Raw genomic sequence first — 20785 nt, forward strand, 5'->3', positions numbered from 1 at the left:
TCGCCTAATAATGAGATGCAAATGTTATCGACACCGCTGAAGAGTATGTTATTTGGACTCGGCGATGAGCATGTCATTGTCGACCCTGCTTCTGACCAGCTTTTACATCCCGAGGCACTGATCGCCTTCCAGCGCTTGAGTCGGGATGCCCGTGAAGAGGGGTTTGCCCCTAAAATCGTGTCCGGTTTTCGCGCCTTTGATCGACAACTGTTGATTTGGAATGCCAAAGCACAGGGTCACCGCCCGGTTCTCGATAGTCACGGTACTCCCCTGGATATTGAACAGTTAAGCGAGCGGGAGCTGATCTTCGCCATTCTGCGCTGGTCTGCATTGCCGGGAGCATCCCGTCACCACTGGGGTACCGATTTCGATATTATCGATGCGGCGGCAGTCCCCGCTGACTATGCAGTCCAGCTCACACCCCAGGAGGTGGCGGACGACGGAGTTTTTGGCGCCTTCCACCGCTGGCTGGATAACCAAATCAGCACGGGTAATGGTTATGGGCTGTTCCGACCCTATGCAGAGGATCGCGGCGGAGTCGCACCGGAACGCTGGCACCTGAGCTATGCCCCCAGGGCCCGAGAGCTTCAGGAACTTCTCAGCGTGGAGCGCCTGTCCGAGTTGCTGCAGGAGTCAGAACTATCCCTGGGCACTGCGGTTTGCGAGCACCTTCAGGAGATCTATACGTGCTATATCTGGGTTCCGGATCACTGCTACCCCCCATTTAATGGGCAACTATAGCGGCCTGTTGAGATAGGTTGGTTACAGTTCATTACCACCTCAATGGGGGGTGGCAAGAAAGCTACTTTGCGATGGAGGCTTCCTCTTGAAAGGGGCTAGTGATCCTGCCAAGCTGCGCCGCAGTGAATGCCCTGGGGAATATAAGGGAGATGAATTATGGGTGAGGAAGCGGCCGTTCAAGGGCAGCGGGATATTTGGCAGGCGATGCGGGCTGAAGCCTCAGAGGCGGCTGCTGGCGAACCTATCCTGGCAAGTTATTTCCACAATACCATTTTGCGCCACAAGTCTCTGGGTGATGCTATGGCGGATCACCTGGCTTCGGTGTTGGAGCACAATGCCCTCACGGCAACCGCACTTCAGGAAGTGATTGCCACGGCTCTGGCTAATGATCCGAGTATTTCCCACTGTATGAGCGAGGATATTTGCGCTTGGTATGACCGGGACCCGGCTTGCGACCAGTACCTGACGCCTTTCCTGTATTTTAAGGGTTTTCACGCCCTGCAATCCCACCGGATAGCGCACTGGTTGTGGAATCAAGGCCGCCATACCTTGGCGCTCTATTTCCAGAGCCAGGTATCGGAACAGTTCTCGGTGGATATCCACCCAGCAGCGCGATTTGGCTGCGGGATTATGATCGATCACGCCACTGGATTAGTGGTGGGGGAGACCTGTGTGGTTGAGGACAATGTCTCGATTCTCCACTCGGTGACATTGGGTGGCAGTGGCTGCGGCAGTGGCGATCGCCATCCGAAAATTGGCCCCGGAGTGATGATTGGCGCCGGTGCTAAAGTATTGGGTCCGGTTAAGGTGGGAGAGGACGTCAAAATTGCCGCCGGTAGCCTGGTCTTGCACGATGTGCCGGCCCATACAACCGTCGCCGGTGTTCCCGCCCGCCAGGTAGGAGGGCGTGTAGAAGGGGCTCCGGCTTATACCATGGACCAGACTCTGGATTCGGAAGAGTAACTCAGGGAAATATTATTGATGTCGCAATCTGCCTACAGTTTGGTTTTTCGCGGTGATTTGGTGGCGGGTTTTACCGCCGGTGATGTAAAGGCCAGTATGGTGCGCCTGTTTAAAAGCAATCCCCAGGCGATAGAGAAATTATTCAGTGGGCGCCCGCTGGTACTGAAGAAAGGGTTATCTCTGCCCCAGGCACAGCAGTTTCGTGCAAACCTGGCCAAAATAGGCGCACAGGTCACTATTAAGGACGAAAGCAGCGGCGCAGCTGTTGCTGAGCAAACCAAGCCCAAGATGGAAGCTGCGGCTAGCCCGCAGTGGACCTTGGCGCCCATGGAGGGAAACTTGGTTAAGGAGCACGAACGCAAGTCGGTGGAACCGGTCAGCGTTGAGGTAGAGCACCTCAGTTTACGTGCAGCGGAGGGCCAGCTTCTGGATGAGAGTGAGCGCAAAGGGGAGGAGCTATCTCCTGTCTCTGTTCCCAATTGGGAAGTTAACTGACAGGGTCTCTCCTAACAGGCAATAAAAAACCGGCACTAGGCCGGTTTTTTATTGCTCAAAGAAAAGGGGATTAGCCTTCTTCTTTCAGGTAGCGCTCGCGGGAAGCCATAACTTCTTTGCGTGCAGCTTCGGCGTCAGCCCAGCCTTCTACTTTAACCCATTTGCCCGCTTCCAGGGCTTTGTAGTTTTCGAAGTAGTGCTCGATCTGCTTGATCAGCAGCTCGGGCAGGTCGCTGATTTCTTCAACGTGATCGTACAGCTTGGTCAGCTTGGTGTGCGGAACGGCCAGCAGTTTGGCATCAACACCGGATTCGTCGGTCATGTTCAGAACGCCAACAACACGAGAGCGGATTACAGAACCAACCATTACCGGGTAAGGCGCTACAACCAGCACGTCCAGGGGGTCACCGTCTTCAGACAGAGTCTGGGGCACGTAGCCGTAGTTTGCTGGGTAGAACATGGGAGTGGCAACGAAACGATCCACAAATACTGCGTCAGAGTCCTTGTCCACTTCGTATTTGATCGGGTCGTGGTTGGCAGGGATCTCGATGATTACGTTGATATCGTTGGGCAGTTCTTTACCTGCCGGGATCTTTTCGAAGCTCATTGCTGGTCCTGAATGAATAGGTAACTGAAAATCTGGAGCGCGGATTATATATGCTGACGGGCTCGGCTGAAAGTCACGCCTGCGCCGGGTTTTTGGCGTCGAAGCTCGTCTGGCGGGTCTATCCTGTAACTCGGAGATAACAACAACGGGGCAGGACCAGTCATGGTAAAGGCACGGGAGGTAAAAACCGCTCAGGAGGCCCGCGCAATTGTCGAAGAACGAGGCCTCAGTCATGTCAAAGTGGGCTTATTCGATACCGATGGTGTAATGCGTGGCAAATATATGAGCCGCGCCAAATTCCTCTCATCCCTGGAAAAGGGCTTCTCGTTTTGCGATGTGGTCCTGGGCTGGGATGTTAAGGATCAGCTCTACGACAACACTCGTTATACCGGTTGGCATACCGGATATCCAGACGCCCCGGTACGCATACTCCCCGATAGCTGCCGTGATGTGCCTTTTGAAGGCGATATGTTGTTGTTTCTCGCGGAGTTTGATGGTCGAGCCCAGGCGCTGTGTGCCCGCGCAGTTCTGCGCAGGGTGATTGAACGCTGTCGCTCATTGGGGTTTGATCCCTGTGCCGCCCTGGAGTACGAATTTTTCCTGTTTGACGAAACGCCCGATTCAGTGCGGAACAAGGGTTTCCGTAATTTAAAGCCTTTTACCCCCGATGTGTTTGGCTATTCCATACTGCGAAATTCCGTACACGGAGAGCTGTATCGGGAAATCCTGGAGCTGAGCGAGCGCATGGATTTCCCTTTGGAGGGCTTACACACGGAAACAGGCCCGGGAGTTTTAGAGGCGGCTATTGCAGTGGATGGTGCTGAGGCCGCTGGAGACAAAGCTGCCCTGTTTAAAACCTTTATAAAAGTGCTGGCACAGCGGATGGGTTTGATGGCTACTTTTATGTCCCGCTGGTCCAGTGAGTACCCGGGGCAAAGCGGGCATATTCATTTGTCACTGCGCAATAGTGGCAGCGGTGATTCCGCCTTTCTCGATTCGAGCCAGCCAGATGGTATCAGCCAGATAATGCGTCAGTTCATAGCTGGGCAGCAAAGGCTGATGCCGCAATTCCTTGCCCTGATGGCACCGACCGTTAACAGTTATCGCCGCCTGGTACCCGGTTTTTGGGCGCCGACGGGAGCCAATTGGGGGGTGGAAAACCGCACAACGGCACTACGTGCTATCCCCGGCGGCGACACTTCTCAGCGCGTCGAATACCGCTTGGGGGCCGCCGATGCCAACCCCTATTTAGCACTGGCAGCAGCTTTGGGCTCGGGTCTTTACGGTGTTATGCAGCAGTGGCAGCCCAGTGAGCCTGTCGCCGGTAATGCTTACTCGCTGGAATTGGAAAACGAACAAGTGTTGCCGGGTACACTGTGGGAATCCACTCAGCAATTTAAGGCGTCAGAAGCGGCACAGGAATTATTTGGCAGCGACTTTGTTGAACACTTTTCTGCCAGTCGCGAATGGGAGGAGCGGGAATATCGCCGCCATGTGAGTGACTGGGAGTTGGAGCGGTACTTCGAAATTATTTAATTGGGAGTATCGATGCCGATGAAGACTACAAAAATCATGCACCACCTTCAGTGTATTTCCCCTATTGATAACAGTGTTTATGTAGAGCGCGCTCTGGCGGGAGAGGTGGAAATCCGTGTAGTGCTGGATCGGGCCAGTAAAGCACAAAAAGCATGGAGGCGAACTCCCCTCAATGAGCGCATCGCCATTGTCGAGCGGGCTGTGGAAATATTTGCCGTTAAAAAAGAGCGTTTGGGGCGGGAGCTGTGTTGGATGATGGGGCGTCCAATCCGTTATGCAGGAGGAGAAATTAACGGGTTTATGGATCGTGCGCAGACCATGGCACAGCTTGCTACTGAAGCCCTCGCTGACATTCAGTTACCTGAGAAGCCGGGTTTTACCCGGTTTATCCGCCGCGAGCCCTTAGGGGTCTCCCTGGTAATTGCCCCGTGGAATTACCCTTACCTGACGGCGGTTAATGCAGTGGTACCGGCACTGCTATCGGGCAATGCAGTGATTTTAAAACACTCGGCACAGACGCCGCTTTGTGCTGAGAGAATGGTGGAGATTTTTCGCGAGGCGGGACTGCCCTACGGTGTTTTTCAGTTTCTTCATTTAAATCATGCTTATACCCAGCGATTAGCCTGTGCGGGGGAAATTCAGCATGTTGCCTTCACCGGCTCGGTTGGCGCTGGCGCGAACCTAGAACGCACAGTTGCCGGTCGATTTATTCAAGTGGGACTTGAACTGGGGGGAAAAGATCCAGCTTATGTCCGCGCCGACGCCGATATTAACCAAGCTGTGGCTGCGGTAGTCGACGGCGCCTATTTTAATTCCGGGCAGTCCTGTTGCGGTATTGAGCGGGCCTATGTGCATGAAGATATTTTTTCTGAGTTTATTTCCCAAACGGTCGACTTACTGCGTGACTATCGACTGGGGCGCCCGGATCAAGTGGAGACCACTTTGGGGCCTTTGGTGCGTGCGGAAGCTGCAGACCGGGTTCGCGCGCAGGTGGATGAAGCGATAGCGGAGGGCGCGAAGGTTCACTTGGATGTGAGTGAATTCCCAATGGACAAGCGGGGTACCCAATATATGGCACCGCAACTGTTAACCCGGGTGCGACACCACATGCGAGTGATGCGCGAGGAGACTTTTGGGCCGGTGCTGGGGGTGCAGAAAGTGCATGATGATGGCGAAGCTCTAGAATTTATGAATAACAGCCCATTTGGTCTTACTGCGGCTATTTTTACCCGCGATGAAGATGTTGCAATGGAGATGGGAGGGTATTTAGAGGCCGGCACTGTTTTTTTAAATCGTTGTGATTACCTGGATCCGGAATTGGCCTGGACGGGTGTTAAGCAATCTGGTCGTGGATGTACGCTTTCTAAAATTGGATTTGAGAATTTAACCCGCCCCAAGTCATTTCATTTTAAACATGATGGTTAGCGGGAATGATTGCCGGATGCAGAAAGTGAAATTGTCTGCCTGTTTTCCGAAAGGTCACAGCCTATTTTGAATATGCAAAAGTGACAGAACGTCAGAGAGGAAATTGTGGATAAATACCATGTCAATTGGAATTATCCCACGACCGTTTGGGTTGGCCCCGGTCGCATTACTGAATTGGCTGAAGCTTGCCTGGAGCTGAATATTCACAAGCCTCTGTTAGTTACTGATCCTACAGTCGCCGCATTGCCACTGATCGATAGTGCGATTAACCCATGCCAACAGGTGGGTCTGGAAGTTAGCGTTTTTTCCAAAATCAAAGGTAATCCCAATGAGATAAATATCGCCGATGGGGTGGCCAAGCTGCGTGAGCAGAAGTGCGATGGGGTCATTGCCTTGGGCGGGGGCTCGGCCCTGGATGCGGGCAAAGCCATTGCCCTTATGGCGGGACAGCAGCACAGTATTTGGGATTTTGAGGATATTGGCGATAACTACAGGCGTGTGGACCCAGAGGGTATTTTACCGCTGATTGCCATTCCCACGACGGCTGGCACAGGTTCTGAAGTTGGCCGGGTTGCGGTAATTACCGATGAGAAAGCACAGGTTAAGAGGCTGATTTTCCATCCGCGTATGATGCCGGACATCGTTATTCTCGATGCTCAATTGACAATGGGGTTGCCGCCAGACCTCACCGCAGCGACGGGAATGGATGCGCTGTCACACAATCTGGAGTCTTTTTACTCCCCTCAATACCATCCTATGGCCGAGGGAATTGCCCTGGAGGGGATGCGCCTGATCAAGGAGTATTTGCCTCGAGCTTATGCCATAGGCGCAGAACTCGAGGCGCGCCAGCAAATGTTGGTAGCTTCCTGTATGGGGGCTACAGCTTTCCAGCGGGGCTTGGGCGCTATCCACGCCCTGGCACATCCGCTGGGGGCCCTGTACGACAAGCACCACGGTTTGTTAAATGCGATATTGATGCCCTACGTTCTGATCGCCAACCGTCCAGCCATCCAGGTGCCCATGGGGCATCTGGCGCTTTATCTACAACTGGCCGGGAATGAGATGTTTGACAGTGGATTTGATGCGGTACTCAACTGGTTGCTCGGATTGCGCAAGCAGCTGGGGATTCCCCACAGCCTGTCGGAGATTGGAATTGATGATACTGATGCCGACAGAGTTGGGAAAATGGCATCGGTGGAGCCTTCCGCTAGTACTAACCCGATGCGTTTTAACGGGATAGAGTATCGGGATATTTTCTTGCGCGCCTGTGAAGGTACCGTCACCCTGTAATAAATCCCTGCGAATAGACGACAGAAGAGAATGTGTTCCATCGACAATCGGTAAAGGACTGAATGATGCGCAGTATTATTGCTCTCTTGTTCCTCTCATTGGCCAGTATTTCCCTGGCTCAGGATTCATCAAATATTCGCACGGCCATTTTTGCAGGAGGGTGTTTCTGGTGCATGGAGCCGCCATTTGACAAGGTCGATGGCGTCCTGAAAACCACCTCAGGATACAGCGGTGGCCATGTCAAAAACCCGACCTATGAACAGGTATCTTCCGGTGGTACGGGGCATGCGGAAGTTGTTCAGGTAAAGTACGATGCGAATAAAGTCAGCTATTCCGACTTACTGAATATTTTTTGGCACAACGTTGACCCTTTTGATTCCGGTGGTCAATTTTGCGATCGCGGTGACCAGTACCGAGCCGAGATTTTTTACGGCAGTCAAGAAGAAAAGGTGTTAGCAGAGGAGAGCAAGAAAAAGGTAGAAGCGGAGTTGGGTAAAAAGGTGGTGACACAAATAAAACCCGCTGCAACCTTTTATCCCGCAGAGGCCTACCATCAGGACTATTACCAACGTAATCCTCTGCGTTACAAGTATTATCGCTACCGCTGTGGGCGTGATAAGCGCTTAGAGGAGGTCTGGGGGAAAGCGCCAAGTTAACGGATTGCCTCTCCGCAGGGTGAATATGGCACCGAGTCCCACTTTGTTTGACGGGGAAGTCCTGGAAACAATCAATGATTTTCCAGTGCTTTACCGTTATATTCCGGCGGTTAGTACCAATCCGCTAATGGTATTTATTCCAGGCACAGCACATCTAGCGCGTATTTTCTACGGCTATCCCGGTGGCCGCTCAGATGATTTTATAAGTCACTGGGTTAATCGAGCGGGTTTTCCCTTCCTTGCTATTTCTTACCCTGTGGAAAATGCCGTTTTTTGTAGTACTCACCCGGAGTTTACAATTCAAGATTGGGGAGATCAGGCTGCAGAAATTATTGCCAAGATTTTGTCTGAATATAACCTTCCAAATTCGGTAGTGGTGTGCGGCTGGAGTATGGGAGGGAAAATCGCTGGGGCTCTAGCGAGGGCGGCGAAAGCCTTGAATTTTTCGATTGAATGCTTTGTGGCTATGGCCGCAGAACCCGCGTTGCCGGGCTTTCTTCCCGAAGCTAATGCCAAGGCCATCGAAATGACAGTTGATGGGATGGCCAGTCGAAAGGGCATATATCCTGCCTTTTTGGCCGCGCTTGATGAGCAGAACACCTTAAACCAACACACAATTATCCCCAAAGATATCTATCTGGAGGCGTTCCTTGGAGCAATTCCCATCGCGCTTATTGGCACTGGATTAATGTATGATGGGCAAGGGTTTAAGGAAGATCTTTCCAGGGCATTGAAAACGGCAAACACCTTTGACTTCTTGGACTATCCAATTCCCGTTGTTATTCAGAGTGATTCAATGGGGGATTTGGAAAATGTGCTGTGCAATATTGATGATTGGGCATTTATTCGCAATCGAGTTCTTGCCAGTAAACTTTTAGGAGGTGCATCTCCAGAGCAGATTCCAAGGGAAAGGTGGGAGCTAGTACAGCTTATAATCCGCTCGTCTTCCGCTTATTTTTCACAGACCGTTACAGGTAACCATTTCTTCTTTGTTGGCGCTATTGGGGCGCGCACTACTGTTGATAGTATCGAAAAGCTTTTGGCCAGGGTGAGAAGTATTCAGTCCTAATAAAGCACTTCTTAATAGCCTCATGGTGCTCTGGTTAAGCTGTCAGAGATTTTTAAATTAACATTTTGGTTATTTTACGATCCGCTCTACTTTTTTAAGGCTTACTACTGGGGTGAAAGGAAAGAATACACCGCACTCGAGACTCACTGCGAATACATCCCTGTAAGCTTCTAATCGGCATCCATGCCTCATAGGGTCCAAGCGCGGTGTATTCTTCCCTTTTCCCTTTTTAGTAGGCTATGCGGGTTGTAAGGCTTGTTCATGCTGATATTGGGTGAAATAGAGTTTCTCAGAAAGCTCAGTAATAAAATCGATGTTTTCGACCTTGTCGGCCATGCTTTCCATTCGGTCTTCTCCATTTAATGCCCCCCAGATGCTAGCAGCCATAGCACCCAAGGTATCTGTGTCACCACCTAGAGAAAAAATATTAGCTAATACAGACGTTAAAGGAGAGTTTCGATACTTAAGTCCAAAGTAAATGGCGGTGATACAGGACTCTGGCGCGGTAATGCCATTACCTAGCCATTGCTTGATTTGCTGCGGATGTGGGATTTTCTGGTTAAACAGTAGAGTCGCACACTTTTCCAGTTTGTAGCGATATATTTCGGACTTACAACTTACTTCCAGTTTGTTCAATATCTCTCTGTTTGAACGATCTTGCAGGGATTCACAGATGGCGATAGCGATCAAGTATGCGCCCTCGACAGCAACTGAGTGGGCGTGGGTGATTTCAGACACCGATTGTACATATTGCTTGAGGCGATAGTCATTTTGGGGGTGGCAGAGGGCAATAATAGGTGCTCTCATGGCGGCCCCATTGCCCATAGAACCGTGCTTAAATTTTTTTCGGTTTAAATCTTGCCAGCGTTTACCATCCCTGACGCCTTTGAGTAGTTTCGCTGCACTGGGGCCATACCCTCTACTCCAGCGATAACTTTGGGCAAACTTTTTGGCTATGTGGTCCTGATCAAGGTAATTATGCTCAAGAAAGGAGGTCGCAATATCAATAGACATTTGCGTGTCATCGGTGTAACGCTTTTTACCCTGTTCGGTTTTCCCGATAATTTTCCAGAGTTGTCTTTCTAGAATGCCGCCCTCGTACGGGGCGCCAAATGAATCGCCGATAGCTATTCCTTTAAAGCAACCTCTGTATTTATTGAGCTTTATCATTTATTGATTTTTATACCTTATTCTCAGGGGAAGTCGCTACTAGCTATAAGGACCACTATTAATTGCTGTTATAAGTAACAATTTTATTCTAGAAAACACTTGTTGGTAGTTAATGGCCCGCGAGGGGAAGGGTTTTGTTTTAGGTGAGAGCGAGCCGATATTTAAAACTAATCGGCTCGCCGCTAAAGTCGCTATATTATTTAATTAATACAGGCATCGTTAGCACTTCCAAAAGTATTTCTAATCCATACATTGCCAGTGCAAGCAGGGTGGTTGTGGTCAGCAAGATCTGCACCGGCATTATTTTCTGCGGTATTGCCAATGATCAAGTATCCGACTTGACCCAATCCCAACATCATAATGCCGTTAACGCCGTTATTATCTGATAGATTATTGGCAACAATGCCGCCATCCCCACTATCAATTACAATCCCACTCGATGTATTGAGAATCGTCTCATTGAATCTGATGAGAGTATTGTCACCAACGATCTTTATTCCTTGGAGACCGTTACTTGATGCATAAGAGTATCTCACACGATTACCGTCACCCATAACGCGTATACCCATTCCCCCATTGCCGCTAGCATCGGTGGCTTCAACTGTATTACCTGAACTCCAAAGTGCGATTCCTGCAATAGAGTTTGATGAAGCAGTGATATCAAAGATTTGATGGCTGCCATCACCTTCGGCTGATACGCCATTGTTACAGTTTGTGATAGTGCTTCCACCAACAGTATCCTCAAGGACTCTATCACTGTCTTTCAATTGAATGCCAATTCCGCTGCCATCGCAACTGAGGTGGTAACCCGCCATATCGAGTGATCCGCCAGCATCTATCACGAGTGCAGGATGGCTTGCGCAGCCAAGAATATCGCCGGTGAGTACTTCTGCTGTTGTAATGGTATCTCCACAGCTGACAGCTGAAGCGATGGCGGAGAGCGATAGTGCGGCAATACCGGATACAGCGAGTAATGATGCTTTTATAGAATTCATATTTCTATTTTTCATATCAAATTTCCCTAATTATCTGAGTAATTAAAAAAGAGAGTGAACACCCAAAGCCATGGAGATTGTGACCTAGGTTTGAGAAAGAGCCATAGGAAATTCTTCCTAATTTATTGGGTTTTATTTGATATTTTGGTGATAATAGACTGTTTTTATTCTATTAAAATATTTACTTTTTTATTTTAGGTGGAGGTGCTTAATGCTGGTGCGAAAAATGAAGAAACCTGCATTATAAAAATAAGCGTTGTTTAGGTGTGTTATGGCTACTTTTTAAGATTTTTTGCGAGAATCTTTACGCAATCTGCCCTCTGTTCGAAAGTTGTATTGGCAAATCCGAGCACCAACCCTGAATCTTCATTTTTATTGGAATAGAAGAGCGATATTGGTGTGCTGCCAAATCCGTATTCACGTAGTTTCTTTGAAAGGGTGATGTCGTCGTGTCCCGGCGTGGATATAACCAAGTGCATACCAGCGCTATTGGCAATTAGTCCGGCTGGAGGTGGTATTTCTTCCCGAATAAGCTGACAGAGATGTTCCCATTTCTTCATATAACTAGCGCGCATTTTGCGAAGATGTCGCACAAAATGCCCCTCATCGAGAAAGTCTGCCACGACAGCTTGTGTGATTAAGGGGGAGTGGCCAGATAACATTTCTTTTGCTTGGGTAAATGCCGCTACGGTAGATTTAGGCACCACTAAATAGCCTAATCGTAGGCTGGGTAGCAAGGTCTTACTAAAGCTCCCCATGTAGAGTACAGGTGTATTTTCTCCCATCCCCTGGAGCGCCGCGACGGGTTTATGTTGGAATGAAAATTCACTGTCGTAATCATCTTCAATTATCCAGCAGTTCGCCTGTGTCGCCCAATCCAGCAGTTTAATCCGTTCACCTGCGGGCATAACACCACCCATTGGGTACTGATGTGTTGGCGTGGTAAAAAGTAACTTGGCTTCGGTTGTACTATTGACCAGCTTATCAACATCCAAGTACTTATCTTTCAGGTTCGCTGGTACGAGCTTTGCTCCAACAGATTGGAAAGCTACTCGAGCACGGCGATATCCCGGATTTTCTATATAAACTTTGTCTCCCTGGTTAATCGCGACTAGTGCACATAAATTCAGGGCCTCCTGAGCTCCATTGGTAATAATAATTTGTTCAGCATTACAGCGAACTCCCCGGGAGTTGCGTAAGTATTCAGTAAGTGCCATACGCAAAGGTAAATAACCTTGGCTTTGCCCGTAACCTGTGAGAGCTAACCTGGATTGGTGGCGGCGGTATAATTTGTTCCAAATAGTGAATGGAAATGCGCTTAGATCCGGTAGGCCGGGGGTGAAAGGAAGAGATTGATCTTCACTATTCTTATCCCAAGATAAAGTCTGTGCAAAATCACCATAGTGAGAAAGTGATGGTAAGTACCTATTCCTCTGTGCTTGCCAACCTTGCCTGTGTGTTTTATTTGTGTAGGCCGGCAATTCGGGAGATACAAATATGCCTTTCCCTGGATGGCTAGTAAGGAAGCCCTCCGCTTTCAGCTGGTCCAGAACTAATGTCACTGTATTGCGGCTGATAGAGAGGGATTCAGCCAACCGGCGCGAGGAGGGGAGCTTGGTACCAGCAGCCAGCCGGCCGTTGCAGATCCAATCTACCAATTGTCGATACAACTGTTCCTGTAGCGGCTGGCCTGATTCGAGAGTTAGGTCTGTAAGCTCGGCGGCACTCAAAACTGGCACCATGAAATAGTTAAAACTGGCGCTTATCAGCGTACCAGTAATATCCTACATTGGCGATATCTATTTCATACCAGAGTGAATTAAAGGAGGTTTTATGAATTTACATTCGCCAATCTCTGATGAATTGCCAACCTCAGCGAAGAGTCGTGTACGTCGTGCCCCGAAACGTGCCAGTTATCGGCGAGAGGATGTTTATAAGCTTGTCGATGAGCTAAAACTGGGCCATGTCGGTTTTATTGAAGACGGCGAAGTCATCATTATTCCCTTAACCATTTGGCGCCTGGGAGAGTTTTTGTATTTTCACCTGGCAAACAAGAGCCGGCTACAAAAACTATTGGAGGTAGGAGAACAGGTCTGTATTTCATTTGCCCGCTGCGATGAGTGGGTACTGGCAAAGTCAGCTTATCATCACAGTGCTAATTATCGCTCCGCGGTATTGTTTTGCCGAGGTGAGAGGGTCAAAGAGCAGCGGGAATTTGATGCGGTTTTTAAAGCGATTATTGACGATATAGAGCCGGGGCGCTGGGATCAGGTGCGCCTCCCCAGCCTACAGGAGCGCAAGGGAACAGCTTTGATGCGCCTGACCATAGTGGAGGGGGCTTTCAAAAGCCGAACTGGCGCACCATCAGATAATAAAGAGGACTTGGCTCTGCCTGTATGGAGTGGGGTCAAGCCTGTGTGCCCGTTTCGCTAGTGTTCAATTTAGCAAAGTAAAGGGAGCCTTATAGGGCCTCTGCCACTACTTTTAATGCGATTTGAATGATCTCCTGTTGGCCGGCTTCAATATCGGGGATCACACCCTGTCCTTCCCAGTTGGGGCGGCTGCCGGCAATCGTAGAAACCGGGCGTTTATCTGGGATACCGATTTCAAAGCCATAGGGGAGGGGTTGGGGAGACTCCATCATATGTGCCCCACCGGCGCTGGCATTACCGACAATCGTGGCTCGGCCCAGCTGTTGTAGTGCGAAGGCGGTACTCTCAGATGCAGAGAAGGATCTCCCATCAATCAGAATGACCATTGGTCTGTCACTCCCATAGCTGGGCCAGGGTTGAGGTGAAATACGTTTCGGTATTTCTCTCCCCTTGCGGCTTTCAATAACAAAGGGAAAGGGAGAATGGGGATCAATAAATGACTGCAGAACAGCATTGGCGGTTTCTTCGTCTCCGCCGCCATTACTGCGTAAATCGAGTATTAGGCCCTCGCTGTGGCGAAGCAGAGTGAAAGCAGCAGCGAGGGTATGGCGAGCATTTTCAAAGGTGTGGAAGGAGGAGAGGGAAAGGTAGCCAATGTTACCGGGAAGAATTTCAATTTTCTTAACGCCGTAGTTATTGCTGGGCGCTTCAGCCTGCCACTGTTCAATCCAATTATGGGCTTCTTTTTGGTTATCTATATGCTCTATATAGAAATGCTTATCACCGGAAAGGGTGCGAATTTCTTTGGTAAGTGCGCTGGCTAATTGTTGGTAGTCACTACAAAGATGATTAAAGTGTTTGGATTCTGCCAGTCTATTGAGTTGAGCGGATAGCGCCTGTCCTTTTTCCTCCAATATATAGTGCTTCTGAATAGCTACTGCAGCAGCTTTAATAACCGGGCCTGTCTCAAACTGGCAGGAACTCATTGCGCCGGAACTTGCCGCGAGAGAGATGGAAAAAAAACTGATTAATACCGCTAAACTCATCTTGAGTTGGCGTTTCATATTTATGTAGCCTCTATTGATAGATTTTCTTGTATCCGCTCTAAATAAGGACGTTTCTCTAAAGCTTGAATTGTTTGGTTGAGCAGCTCTGATAGTTCTGTCGGTAATTCGCTATTGAGGGACTGCTCAGCTTCCAGAGTTGCTATCCACTGCTGTTTTAACTTGGGTATCAACGCACTGCCTTTGCGGGTCAAGCGTATTTTGCGCTGGCGAGCATCTTCTCCAGAAGAGGTCTGTACCAGCCCTTGTTTAATCATGTCTTTTACAGTTTGACTCACTGCGGGCTGGGAAATGTGGGTGCTCGCTACCACCTCACTAATGGTGATATCTCTCTTGTGGATAAGTGCACGCATTATCGGGGTGTAGCGGGGTTTGTAATTCTCCAGGCCACAGGCCCTATAGCTCTCTGCTACATCGCCATCCAGTAATTCCAGAATGTGACGAAGCTGAGTCCCCAGTTGGCTGTATTTCATAAAAGCTGCTCCATAAGCACTTATATAAGTGACTATATAATTTTTGGCGAACTTTTCAAGCTTCTTTGCCGCTATTCATCACCCCGCACAAATTCTTTGGCGCTTTTTTTGCATTGTGTGGCGAGTTTGGCGGGTTTTGTGTGAAATGGATTTTTGAACAAAGAGCTGAAATTTAAATTTCATATTTCATTCATCGAACTTTAGGAATTAACCGCCAATCTTTGCGCCGCGTGATCTGTGTCAGGTACGAGTGAAGAGAACATTATGAAAGAGATTGGCTTGGCTGCCCTTGCAGCCCTGGGGTTACCATTTTTGGCTGAAGAGGTCCAAGCCAGCGACCTCATTATTTCTGAATATATCGAGGGCAGTAGCAATAATAAGGCCCTTGAAATTTACAATGGCACGGGTGCAGCGGTTGACCTCAGTAGCTACAGCATTGAACTTTACTTCAATGGCTCCTCTGCGGCGGCTTCAACCATCGCCCTAAGTGGCAGCTTGGCAGACGGCGATGTTTACGTATTCGCCCACGCTAGTGCTGATTCCTCAATCCTGTCAGTAGCCGATCAGATTTATACCAGCGGCCTGTTTAACGGGGATGATGCGGTTGCCCTGAGTGGCCCCAATGGATATGTGGATGTTATCGGCCAGATCGGTGTTGATCCCGGTAGCCAATGGGGCGATAGTGGCCTGGGCACCCAAAATCAAACCTTAATCCGCGACTGGGGTGTGAGCGAAGGCCGTGTTGATGGCAGCACGGATTTTGACCCAGGCTCAGAGTGGTCTAGCCTGGGGCAGGATGACTTTTCCAACCTCGGCTGGCACAGCGAAGACGGCACTGGTGGTGGAGATGACGGCGGTGATGACGATGTTGTTCTCGGCGATTGTGGAGATGTTTCTACATTAATCAGCCAGATTCAGGGTGATGAGTTTGAAAGCGCTCTGGAAGATGAGCGCCACGTAATTGAAGCGGTTGTTGTTGGTGATTTCCAAGATACCAGCACCGGCCTTTCCGGCTTCTTCCTGCAAGAGGAAGACAGTGACCAGGATGGCCAGATCAATACCTCTGAGGGGCTGTTTGTACACGACAAAGGCTTCGGTGTAGATGTGCAAGTCGGAGACTTGGTTCGCGTCGGTGGTGTGGTTACTGAATACTATGACTTTACCGAATTAGATGAGGTTGATGGCGTTACGGTTTGCGGTAGCGGCTACAGTGTCACTGCCGAGGAAGTCTCCCTGCCGTTTAGTTCTGCTGAAGAGCAGGAGCAATACGAGGGGATGTTGGTTGAGTTCCCGCAAGCCCTGATGGTGAATGACCACTATAACCTGGGGCGCTATGGTGAAGTCACCCTGGCCAATGGCCGTCTCTATATTCCCACCCACAACAATGAGCCTGGGGTTGCAGCCGTAGCACAGGAAAGTGCTAACGATCTGAACAGGATTGTGCTGGACGATGGTTCCAGCGTGCAGAACCCGGAAGCGGTGCCGTACCCGGACTCCGGTCTCAGTGCCAGTAATACCTTACGCAATGGCGATACGGTAGAGGGGTTGCGCGGAGTAATGGGGTATAGCTACAGCGCCTACCGAGTACATCCCGTGGAGGCGCCAGAATTTGTTGCTGCCAACCTGCGTGAAAGCGCTCCACAATTACCGGGTAAGGGCAGTTTAAAGATCGCCAGCTTTAATGTTCTGAATTATTTTAATGGCGATGGTTATGGCGGCGGTTTCCCTACCTCCCGTGGGGCTGATACTGAAGAAGAATTCCTGCGCCAGAGAAATAAAATTATCTCCGCTATTTTAGGCCTGGATGCCGATGTAGTTGGCTTAATGGAAATTGAGAACGATGGCTACGGTTCGGAAAGTGCTATTCAGGATTTAATTAATGGTCTTAACGCGGCTACTGGCAGTGAAAACTATCAATTTATTAATCCAGACCTGGCTCAACTGGGCACCGATGAAATTACTGTGGGGCTGATTTATCGCAGCGATCGGGTAATGCCTATAGGCGCTGCTGCGACAACTGATAGCTATCCCTTTGATGACGGTAACCGCCAACCACTGCTGCAGGCTTTTGCCGAACTATCAAGTGGTGAAGAGCTGGCCGTGGTGGTCAATCACTTTAAATCAAAGGGAAGTTGTCCTGACGATGGTAGTTTGAACGATGATCTGGGTGATGGACAGGGCTGCTGGAACTCGCTGCGCACCGAAGCCGCAGATGCCCTGGTTTCATGGATTGATTCTGACCCGACAGATAGCGGCACCGATCGTGTTCTGGTGCTCGGTGACCTCAATAGCTATGCCCGCGAAAACCCAATTAGCACTCTAAAGGACGCTGGCTACGCTGATTTGTTGGAGGTTTTCGGTGATGGAGAAGCCTACTCCTATGTCTACAGCGGTGAGTCCGGTTACTTGGATCACGCCCTCGCCAGTGAAGCTTTGGCTCCTCTGGTAACAGGTGCGGCCGATTGGCATATCAATGCCGACGAGCCTCGGGTGCTGGATTACAACATCGAGAATAAAACCGATGAGCAGGTGGAGAGTTTCTACTCGACTGATGCATTCCGCGCTTCAGATCACGATCCGCTTGTGGTTGAACTGGATCTGGGGGCAGATAACCAGGAGCCGGTTGCTGGGTTTGAGTGGGGTGTTGAAGGCTTCGAAGTGAACTACTTCGACAGCAGCGTCGATACCGATGGCACTATCGTTAGCTGGGCCTGGGATTTTGGTGATGGCACTACCAGTACTGAGCAAAACCCCAGTCATAGCTACGATGCAGCAGGCACTTATTCTGTAATTCTCCAGGTTGAGGACGACCGGGGAGCGATCTCCACCGTTGAGCAGCTTGTACCAGTTGAGGAGGTTGTTGATCTTCGGGCTGATTTTAAAGTCCACACCTTCCTGCGCTGGGTGTGGGTTGAAGAGCGCAGTAGTTACGATGGCGACGGTAACCTGAGCTATGAGTGGGACTTTGGTGATGGCACCAGCCGCTCCGGCCCCATGGCACTGCATCGCTATGCCACCGGCGGGAGTTATGAAATTACCCTGACTGTGAAAGACGATTTCGGTAATGAAGATAAAGCCTACCGTGAAATTGAGATTCGCAAGCCGTTTTGGCACTGAGATGGATATCAACAACAATAAATAATTAACTCCACATATTGAACGGTCGGATATTTAGGCAAGAGATATTCGGCCGTTTTCTTTCCTCCCCGCGTTAATTACGTGTTTTTCATCTTTACTTCCGTGGGTATATGCCCGAGTGTTTCACTTCCTCGTTTTCATATTGGTAGTCCAGCAAGACTCCATTGCGAGTCATTAAAATCTTTCTTGTATGGAATATTGGAGGGGAAAGTATTTGTGGGTGCCCAAGCCCTGAATTGGAAAAATACTTAAGTAAAGTGCCTAAGGTGTCTTTCTGGAGTGTCGAGATATCATTGGGACCTATCGGAGGCGTATCAAAATAGATAAATATTTAATGTAAGGAGTGTCGTTTTTAGTCAGCGTGTGTTTTATTGCTTCAGGTAAATCAGTTGCTAGTGATCAGCGAAGCTATTAAACCACAGGGGGAGACTTAGTTTGCAGGCATTTAAGACATTGGAAGGTTTAAGCCTGGAATGGACCGGCACCCACTATTCAAAACAAGGTGATTTCCCCGACCTTTCTACCCACACGGTAACCTATGAAACCGCGACACATTGTTACGTTACGGCGTCGGGAAAGTTAGTTGGGGAAGCTTCATATACCTATGAAGCCATGGACGATAGGATGGCGGCGTTGATTTATCGGCCTGATATATATCAGGGGCGAAAAGGTGTGGTGCTTTATGCGATGCTCGATTTTGTACAGATGATGGATCGCGCCATTATTCTCTATCAGGATCGGCCACTAGCGCTGGCAAATGGCAGTTTTCAGGTGGTGAATACCCCTGTGCGGCCTACAGCCTGAAAATTGAAAAACAAGGAAAATGGTGAGCTTATGAGAGAGTGCGAGAAAATTAATTATATTGAGTTGCCCTCCAGGGATTTGGGTAAGACAAAAGCATTCTTTACCGAGGCTTTTAATTGGGCTTTTACCGATTACGGTCCGGAGTACACCGCTTTTTCAAATGCGGGATTGGACGGTGGTTTTTTCAAGGCAGAGTTGCAAAGCACTACCGAAAATGGATCTGCACTAGTGGTGTTATACAGCCGCGACCTGGAGGGTACCCTGGAAAAGGTGACGCGATGCGGAGCCGAAATAGCCAAGCCAATTTTCCCGTTTCCCGGTGGCAGGCGCTTCCATTTTAGGGAACCTTGCGGCAATGAATTTGCGGTTTGGTCTGATGTGGAGTCTGCGTAGAGGCGTTTACAGAAAAAAGCCCCCGATTTTACTCGGAGGCTTTTGGGACACTGGCAACCGTTTCTATTAAGCTTCGAAATCGGTACCCAGCTTCTTTTCCACCAGCTGCTTTTTCAGGGTGGCGTATTGGGGAATGCCATTTTTGTAGGGAGGGTAGTCCTCGCCTTGAATCAATGGCAGCAGGTACTTGCGTCCCTCTTCAGTAATTCCAAAGCCATCTTCGCTGATATATTCGCGCGGCATAAATTTTTCTACGTTGGCGACTTCAGACAGTGGTGCCTCTGCGATGGACCAGCTGTACTCTTCACCTTCTGCGCGAATAATGGCTGGCATAATGGCATTTTTGCCTGCTACAGCCATTTCCACTGCGGCGCGACCTACGGCGTAGGCTTGCTCAACGTCGGTAGCAGAAGCGATATGGCGGGCGGCGCGCTGGAGGTAATCTGCCAGGGCCCAGTGGTACTTCAGGCCGAGTTCGCTTTTGACCATGTTGGCCAGGGTCGGTGCAACACCGCCCAACTGCTTGTGGCCAAAGGCGTCAGTGGTGCCGGCATCGGCAAGGAAGGTGCCGTCGCCGTATTGGGCGCCTTCGGAGGCGACGATAACGCAGTAGCCTTTCTCGTCTACGGTCTTTTGTACCTTGGCGAGGAACTTCTCTTTATCGAAAGCGATTTCCGGGAACAGGATAATGTGGGGTGCATCGCCTTCCTGTTCTTGGGCCAGAGCGCCGGCAGCGGCAATCCAGCCCGCGTGACGGCCCATCACCTCGAGAATAAATACTTTGGTAGAAGTGGCGCACATGGAGGCTACGTCCATGGCCGCTTCCTTGGTGGAAACGGCAACATATTTGGCAACGGAACCAAAGCCCGGGCAGTTGTCGGTCAGGGGCAGGTCGTTATCCACAGTTTTGGGAATATGGATGGCCTGGATTGGATAACCCATGGTCTCGGACAGTTGGGATACTTTCAGGCAGGTGTCTGCGGAGTCGCCACCACCGTTGTAAAAGAAGTAGCCAATATTGTGCGCTTTGAAGACTTCGATCAGGCGCTCGTATTCTGCGCGGTTCTCTTCCAGACTCTTCAGTTTATAGCGGCAGGAACCAAAGGCACCGGAGGGGGTGTGGCGCAGTGCAGCAATATCTTCTGCGCTCTCTTGGCTCACGTCGATCAGCTCCTCGCGCAGCGCGCCGAGAATACCGTTTAGCCCTGCGTAGACATTGCCAATCTGGTCCGGGTTTTCACGCGCAGCTTCAATTACGCCGCAGGCGGATGCGTTGATCACGGCGGTAACGCCACCGGACTGCGCATAAAAGGCGTTCTTTTTCGACATGGTTATCCTGTGCTTATAGAGATATAGAGAAGTATCCCGATCCGGTAATCCGCCTCGCATCTAGTTTTAAACATTTGTGCCAGTGGGGATAACCGGGAGCTCGTATCGGGTGTCGACCCTTTCGGGAAAATTCCTACCACCGTACCGGGGATGAGGCCGACCAATGCGGGGGCGGAGTCTAATGGAATAGCGAGTAAATTGCATGGTAACTGGGGTATTTGGCAATTACTGGCCCGATTTGCCGTGTTAAGCTTGCGCCGCAACC

At 49.9% G+C, this 20785-nt stretch carries 19 protein-coding genes; 12 read left to right on the top strand and 7 right to left on the bottom strand.

Annotation, left to right across the window (positions count from 1 at the left end):
• Nucleotides 1-21: 21 nt before the first annotated feature.
• The 3 genes from ACJJIN_RS22125 to ACJJIN_RS22135 all read left to right on the top strand — a co-directional run bounded on the left by ACJJIN_RS22125 (nt 22) and on the right by ACJJIN_RS22135 (nt 2199).
• Complete coding sequence (locus ACJJIN_RS22125; RefSeq protein WP_444896219.1) at nt 22-741, top strand: M15 family metallopeptidase; 720 nt, start codon at nt 22-24, stop codon at nt 739-741.
• 156 nt (nt 742-897) lie between these two features.
• Nucleotides 898-1704 (top strand): serine O-acetyltransferase, encoded by an 807-nt coding sequence (gene cysE / locus ACJJIN_RS22130; RefSeq protein WP_444896220.1) that lies wholly within the window; start codon nt 898-900, stop codon nt 1702-1704.
• An 18-nt stretch (nt 1705-1722) separates the two neighbouring features.
• The gene (locus ACJJIN_RS22135; RefSeq protein ID WP_444896221.1) at nt 1723-2199 is read left to right on the top strand and encodes a hypothetical protein; all 477 of its coding nucleotides are present in this window, start codon (nt 1723-1725) and stop codon (nt 2197-2199) included.
• Nucleotides 2200-2269: 70 nt separating this feature from the next.
• Here the strand turns inward: ACJJIN_RS22135 and ppa are convergent, their stop codons facing one another.
• Nucleotides 2270-2806: an inorganic diphosphatase gene (gene ppa, locus ACJJIN_RS22140; protein ID WP_282931443.1), complete on the bottom strand. Its 537-nt coding sequence runs from the start codon at nt 2804-2806 to the stop codon at nt 2270-2272.
• A 162-nt stretch (nt 2807-2968) separates the two neighbouring features.
• On the opposite strand from ppa, the gene ACJJIN_RS22145 reads away from it, so the two are divergent.
• The 5 genes from ACJJIN_RS22145 to ACJJIN_RS22165 all read left to right on the top strand — a co-directional run bounded on the left by ACJJIN_RS22145 (nt 2969) and on the right by ACJJIN_RS22165 (nt 8782).
• The gene (locus ACJJIN_RS22145; RefSeq protein ID WP_444896222.1) at nt 2969-4342 is read left to right on the top strand and encodes a glutamine synthetase family protein; all 1374 of its coding nucleotides are present in this window, start codon (nt 2969-2971) and stop codon (nt 4340-4342) included.
• 18 nt (nt 4343-4360) lie between these two features.
• Nucleotides 4361-5767 (top strand): aldehyde dehydrogenase family protein, encoded by a 1407-nt coding sequence (locus ACJJIN_RS22150; protein ID WP_444896223.1) that lies wholly within the window; start codon nt 4361-4363, stop codon nt 5765-5767.
• 105 nt (nt 5768-5872) lie between these two features.
• Entirely contained in the window at nt 5873-7057 is a 1185-nt protein-coding gene (locus tag ACJJIN_RS22155; protein WP_444896224.1) for an iron-containing alcohol dehydrogenase, read from the top strand.
• 62 nt (nt 7058-7119) lie between these two features.
• Nucleotides 7120-7713 carry a peptide-methionine (S)-S-oxide reductase MsrA gene (gene msrA / locus ACJJIN_RS22160; RefSeq protein ID WP_444896225.1) on the top strand — a complete coding sequence of 198 codons (594 nt, stop codon included), beginning with the start codon at nt 7120-7122 and terminating at the stop codon, nt 7711-7713.
• Nucleotides 7714-7738: 25 nt separating this feature from the next.
• Entirely contained in the window at nt 7739-8782 is a 1044-nt protein-coding gene (locus ACJJIN_RS22165) for an alpha/beta fold hydrolase (protein WP_444896226.1), read from the top strand.
• Nucleotides 8783-9019: 237 nt separating this feature from the next.
• Here the strand turns inward: ACJJIN_RS22165 and ACJJIN_RS22170 are convergent, their stop codons facing one another.
• The 3 genes from ACJJIN_RS22170 to pdxR form a co-directional block, all read right to left on the bottom strand.
• Nucleotides 9020-9952 carry an ADP-ribosylglycohydrolase family protein gene (locus ACJJIN_RS22170; RefSeq protein ID WP_444896227.1) on the bottom strand — a complete coding sequence of 311 codons (933 nt, stop codon included), beginning with the start codon at nt 9950-9952 and terminating at the stop codon, nt 9020-9022.
• Between the two features lie 200 nt (nt 9953-10152).
• Entirely contained in the window at nt 10153-10962 is an 810-nt protein-coding gene (locus ACJJIN_RS22175) for a right-handed parallel beta-helix repeat-containing protein (RefSeq protein ID WP_444896228.1), read from the bottom strand.
• Nucleotides 10963-11222: 260 nt separating this feature from the next.
• Nucleotides 11223-12677, bottom strand: a complete 1455-nt coding sequence (pdxR, locus tag ACJJIN_RS22180) for a MocR-like pyridoxine biosynthesis transcription factor PdxR (protein WP_444896229.1) — start codon at nt 12675-12677, stop codon at nt 11223-11225.
• 103 nt (nt 12678-12780) lie between these two features.
• Between pdxR and ACJJIN_RS22185 the strand changes: the two genes are divergently transcribed.
• Nucleotides 12781-13380: a pyridoxamine 5'-phosphate oxidase family protein gene (locus ACJJIN_RS22185; RefSeq protein ID WP_444896230.1), complete on the top strand. Its 600-nt coding sequence runs from the start codon at nt 12781-12783 to the stop codon at nt 13378-13380.
• Between the two features lie 28 nt (nt 13381-13408).
• Here the strand turns inward: ACJJIN_RS22185 and ACJJIN_RS22190 are convergent, their stop codons facing one another.
• The gene (locus tag ACJJIN_RS22190; RefSeq protein WP_444896231.1) at nt 13409-14383 is read right to left on the bottom strand and encodes a S41 family peptidase; all 975 of its coding nucleotides are present in this window, start codon (nt 14381-14383) and stop codon (nt 13409-13411) included.
• Nucleotides 14384-14385: 2 nt separating this feature from the next.
• A complete protein-coding gene (locus ACJJIN_RS22195) occupies nt 14386-14856 on the bottom strand; it encodes a MarR family winged helix-turn-helix transcriptional regulator (RefSeq protein WP_444896232.1) in 471 nt (156 codons plus the stop codon).
• 264 nt (nt 14857-15120) lie between these two features.
• Here ACJJIN_RS22195 and ACJJIN_RS22200 point away from each other — a divergent pair, with 264 nt between their 5' ends.
• From ACJJIN_RS22200 to ACJJIN_RS22210, 3 genes are all read left to right on the top strand, one after another.
• Nucleotides 15121-17973, top strand: a complete 2853-nt coding sequence (locus tag ACJJIN_RS22200; protein WP_444896233.1) for an ExeM/NucH family extracellular endonuclease — start codon at nt 15121-15123, stop codon at nt 17971-17973.
• 456 nt (nt 17974-18429) lie between these two features.
• Nucleotides 18430-18798: a hypothetical protein gene (locus ACJJIN_RS22205; RefSeq protein WP_413663153.1), complete on the top strand. Its 369-nt coding sequence runs from the start codon at nt 18430-18432 to the stop codon at nt 18796-18798.
• A 30-nt stretch (nt 18799-18828) separates the two neighbouring features.
• A complete protein-coding gene (locus ACJJIN_RS22210; protein ID WP_444896234.1) occupies nt 18829-19191 on the top strand; it encodes a VOC family protein in 363 nt (120 codons plus the stop codon).
• 66 nt (nt 19192-19257) lie between these two features.
• Here ACJJIN_RS22210 and ACJJIN_RS22215 read toward each other — a convergent pair whose 3' ends face one another.
• On the bottom strand, nt 19258-20520 hold the full coding sequence (locus ACJJIN_RS22215; RefSeq protein ID WP_282931458.1) for a 6-phosphofructokinase: 1263 nt from the start codon (nt 20518-20520) through the stop codon (nt 19258-19260).
• Nucleotides 20521-20785 lie beyond the last annotated feature (265 nt).

Source organism: Microbulbifer maximicatervae (SeqCode) (assembly GCF_052467505.1).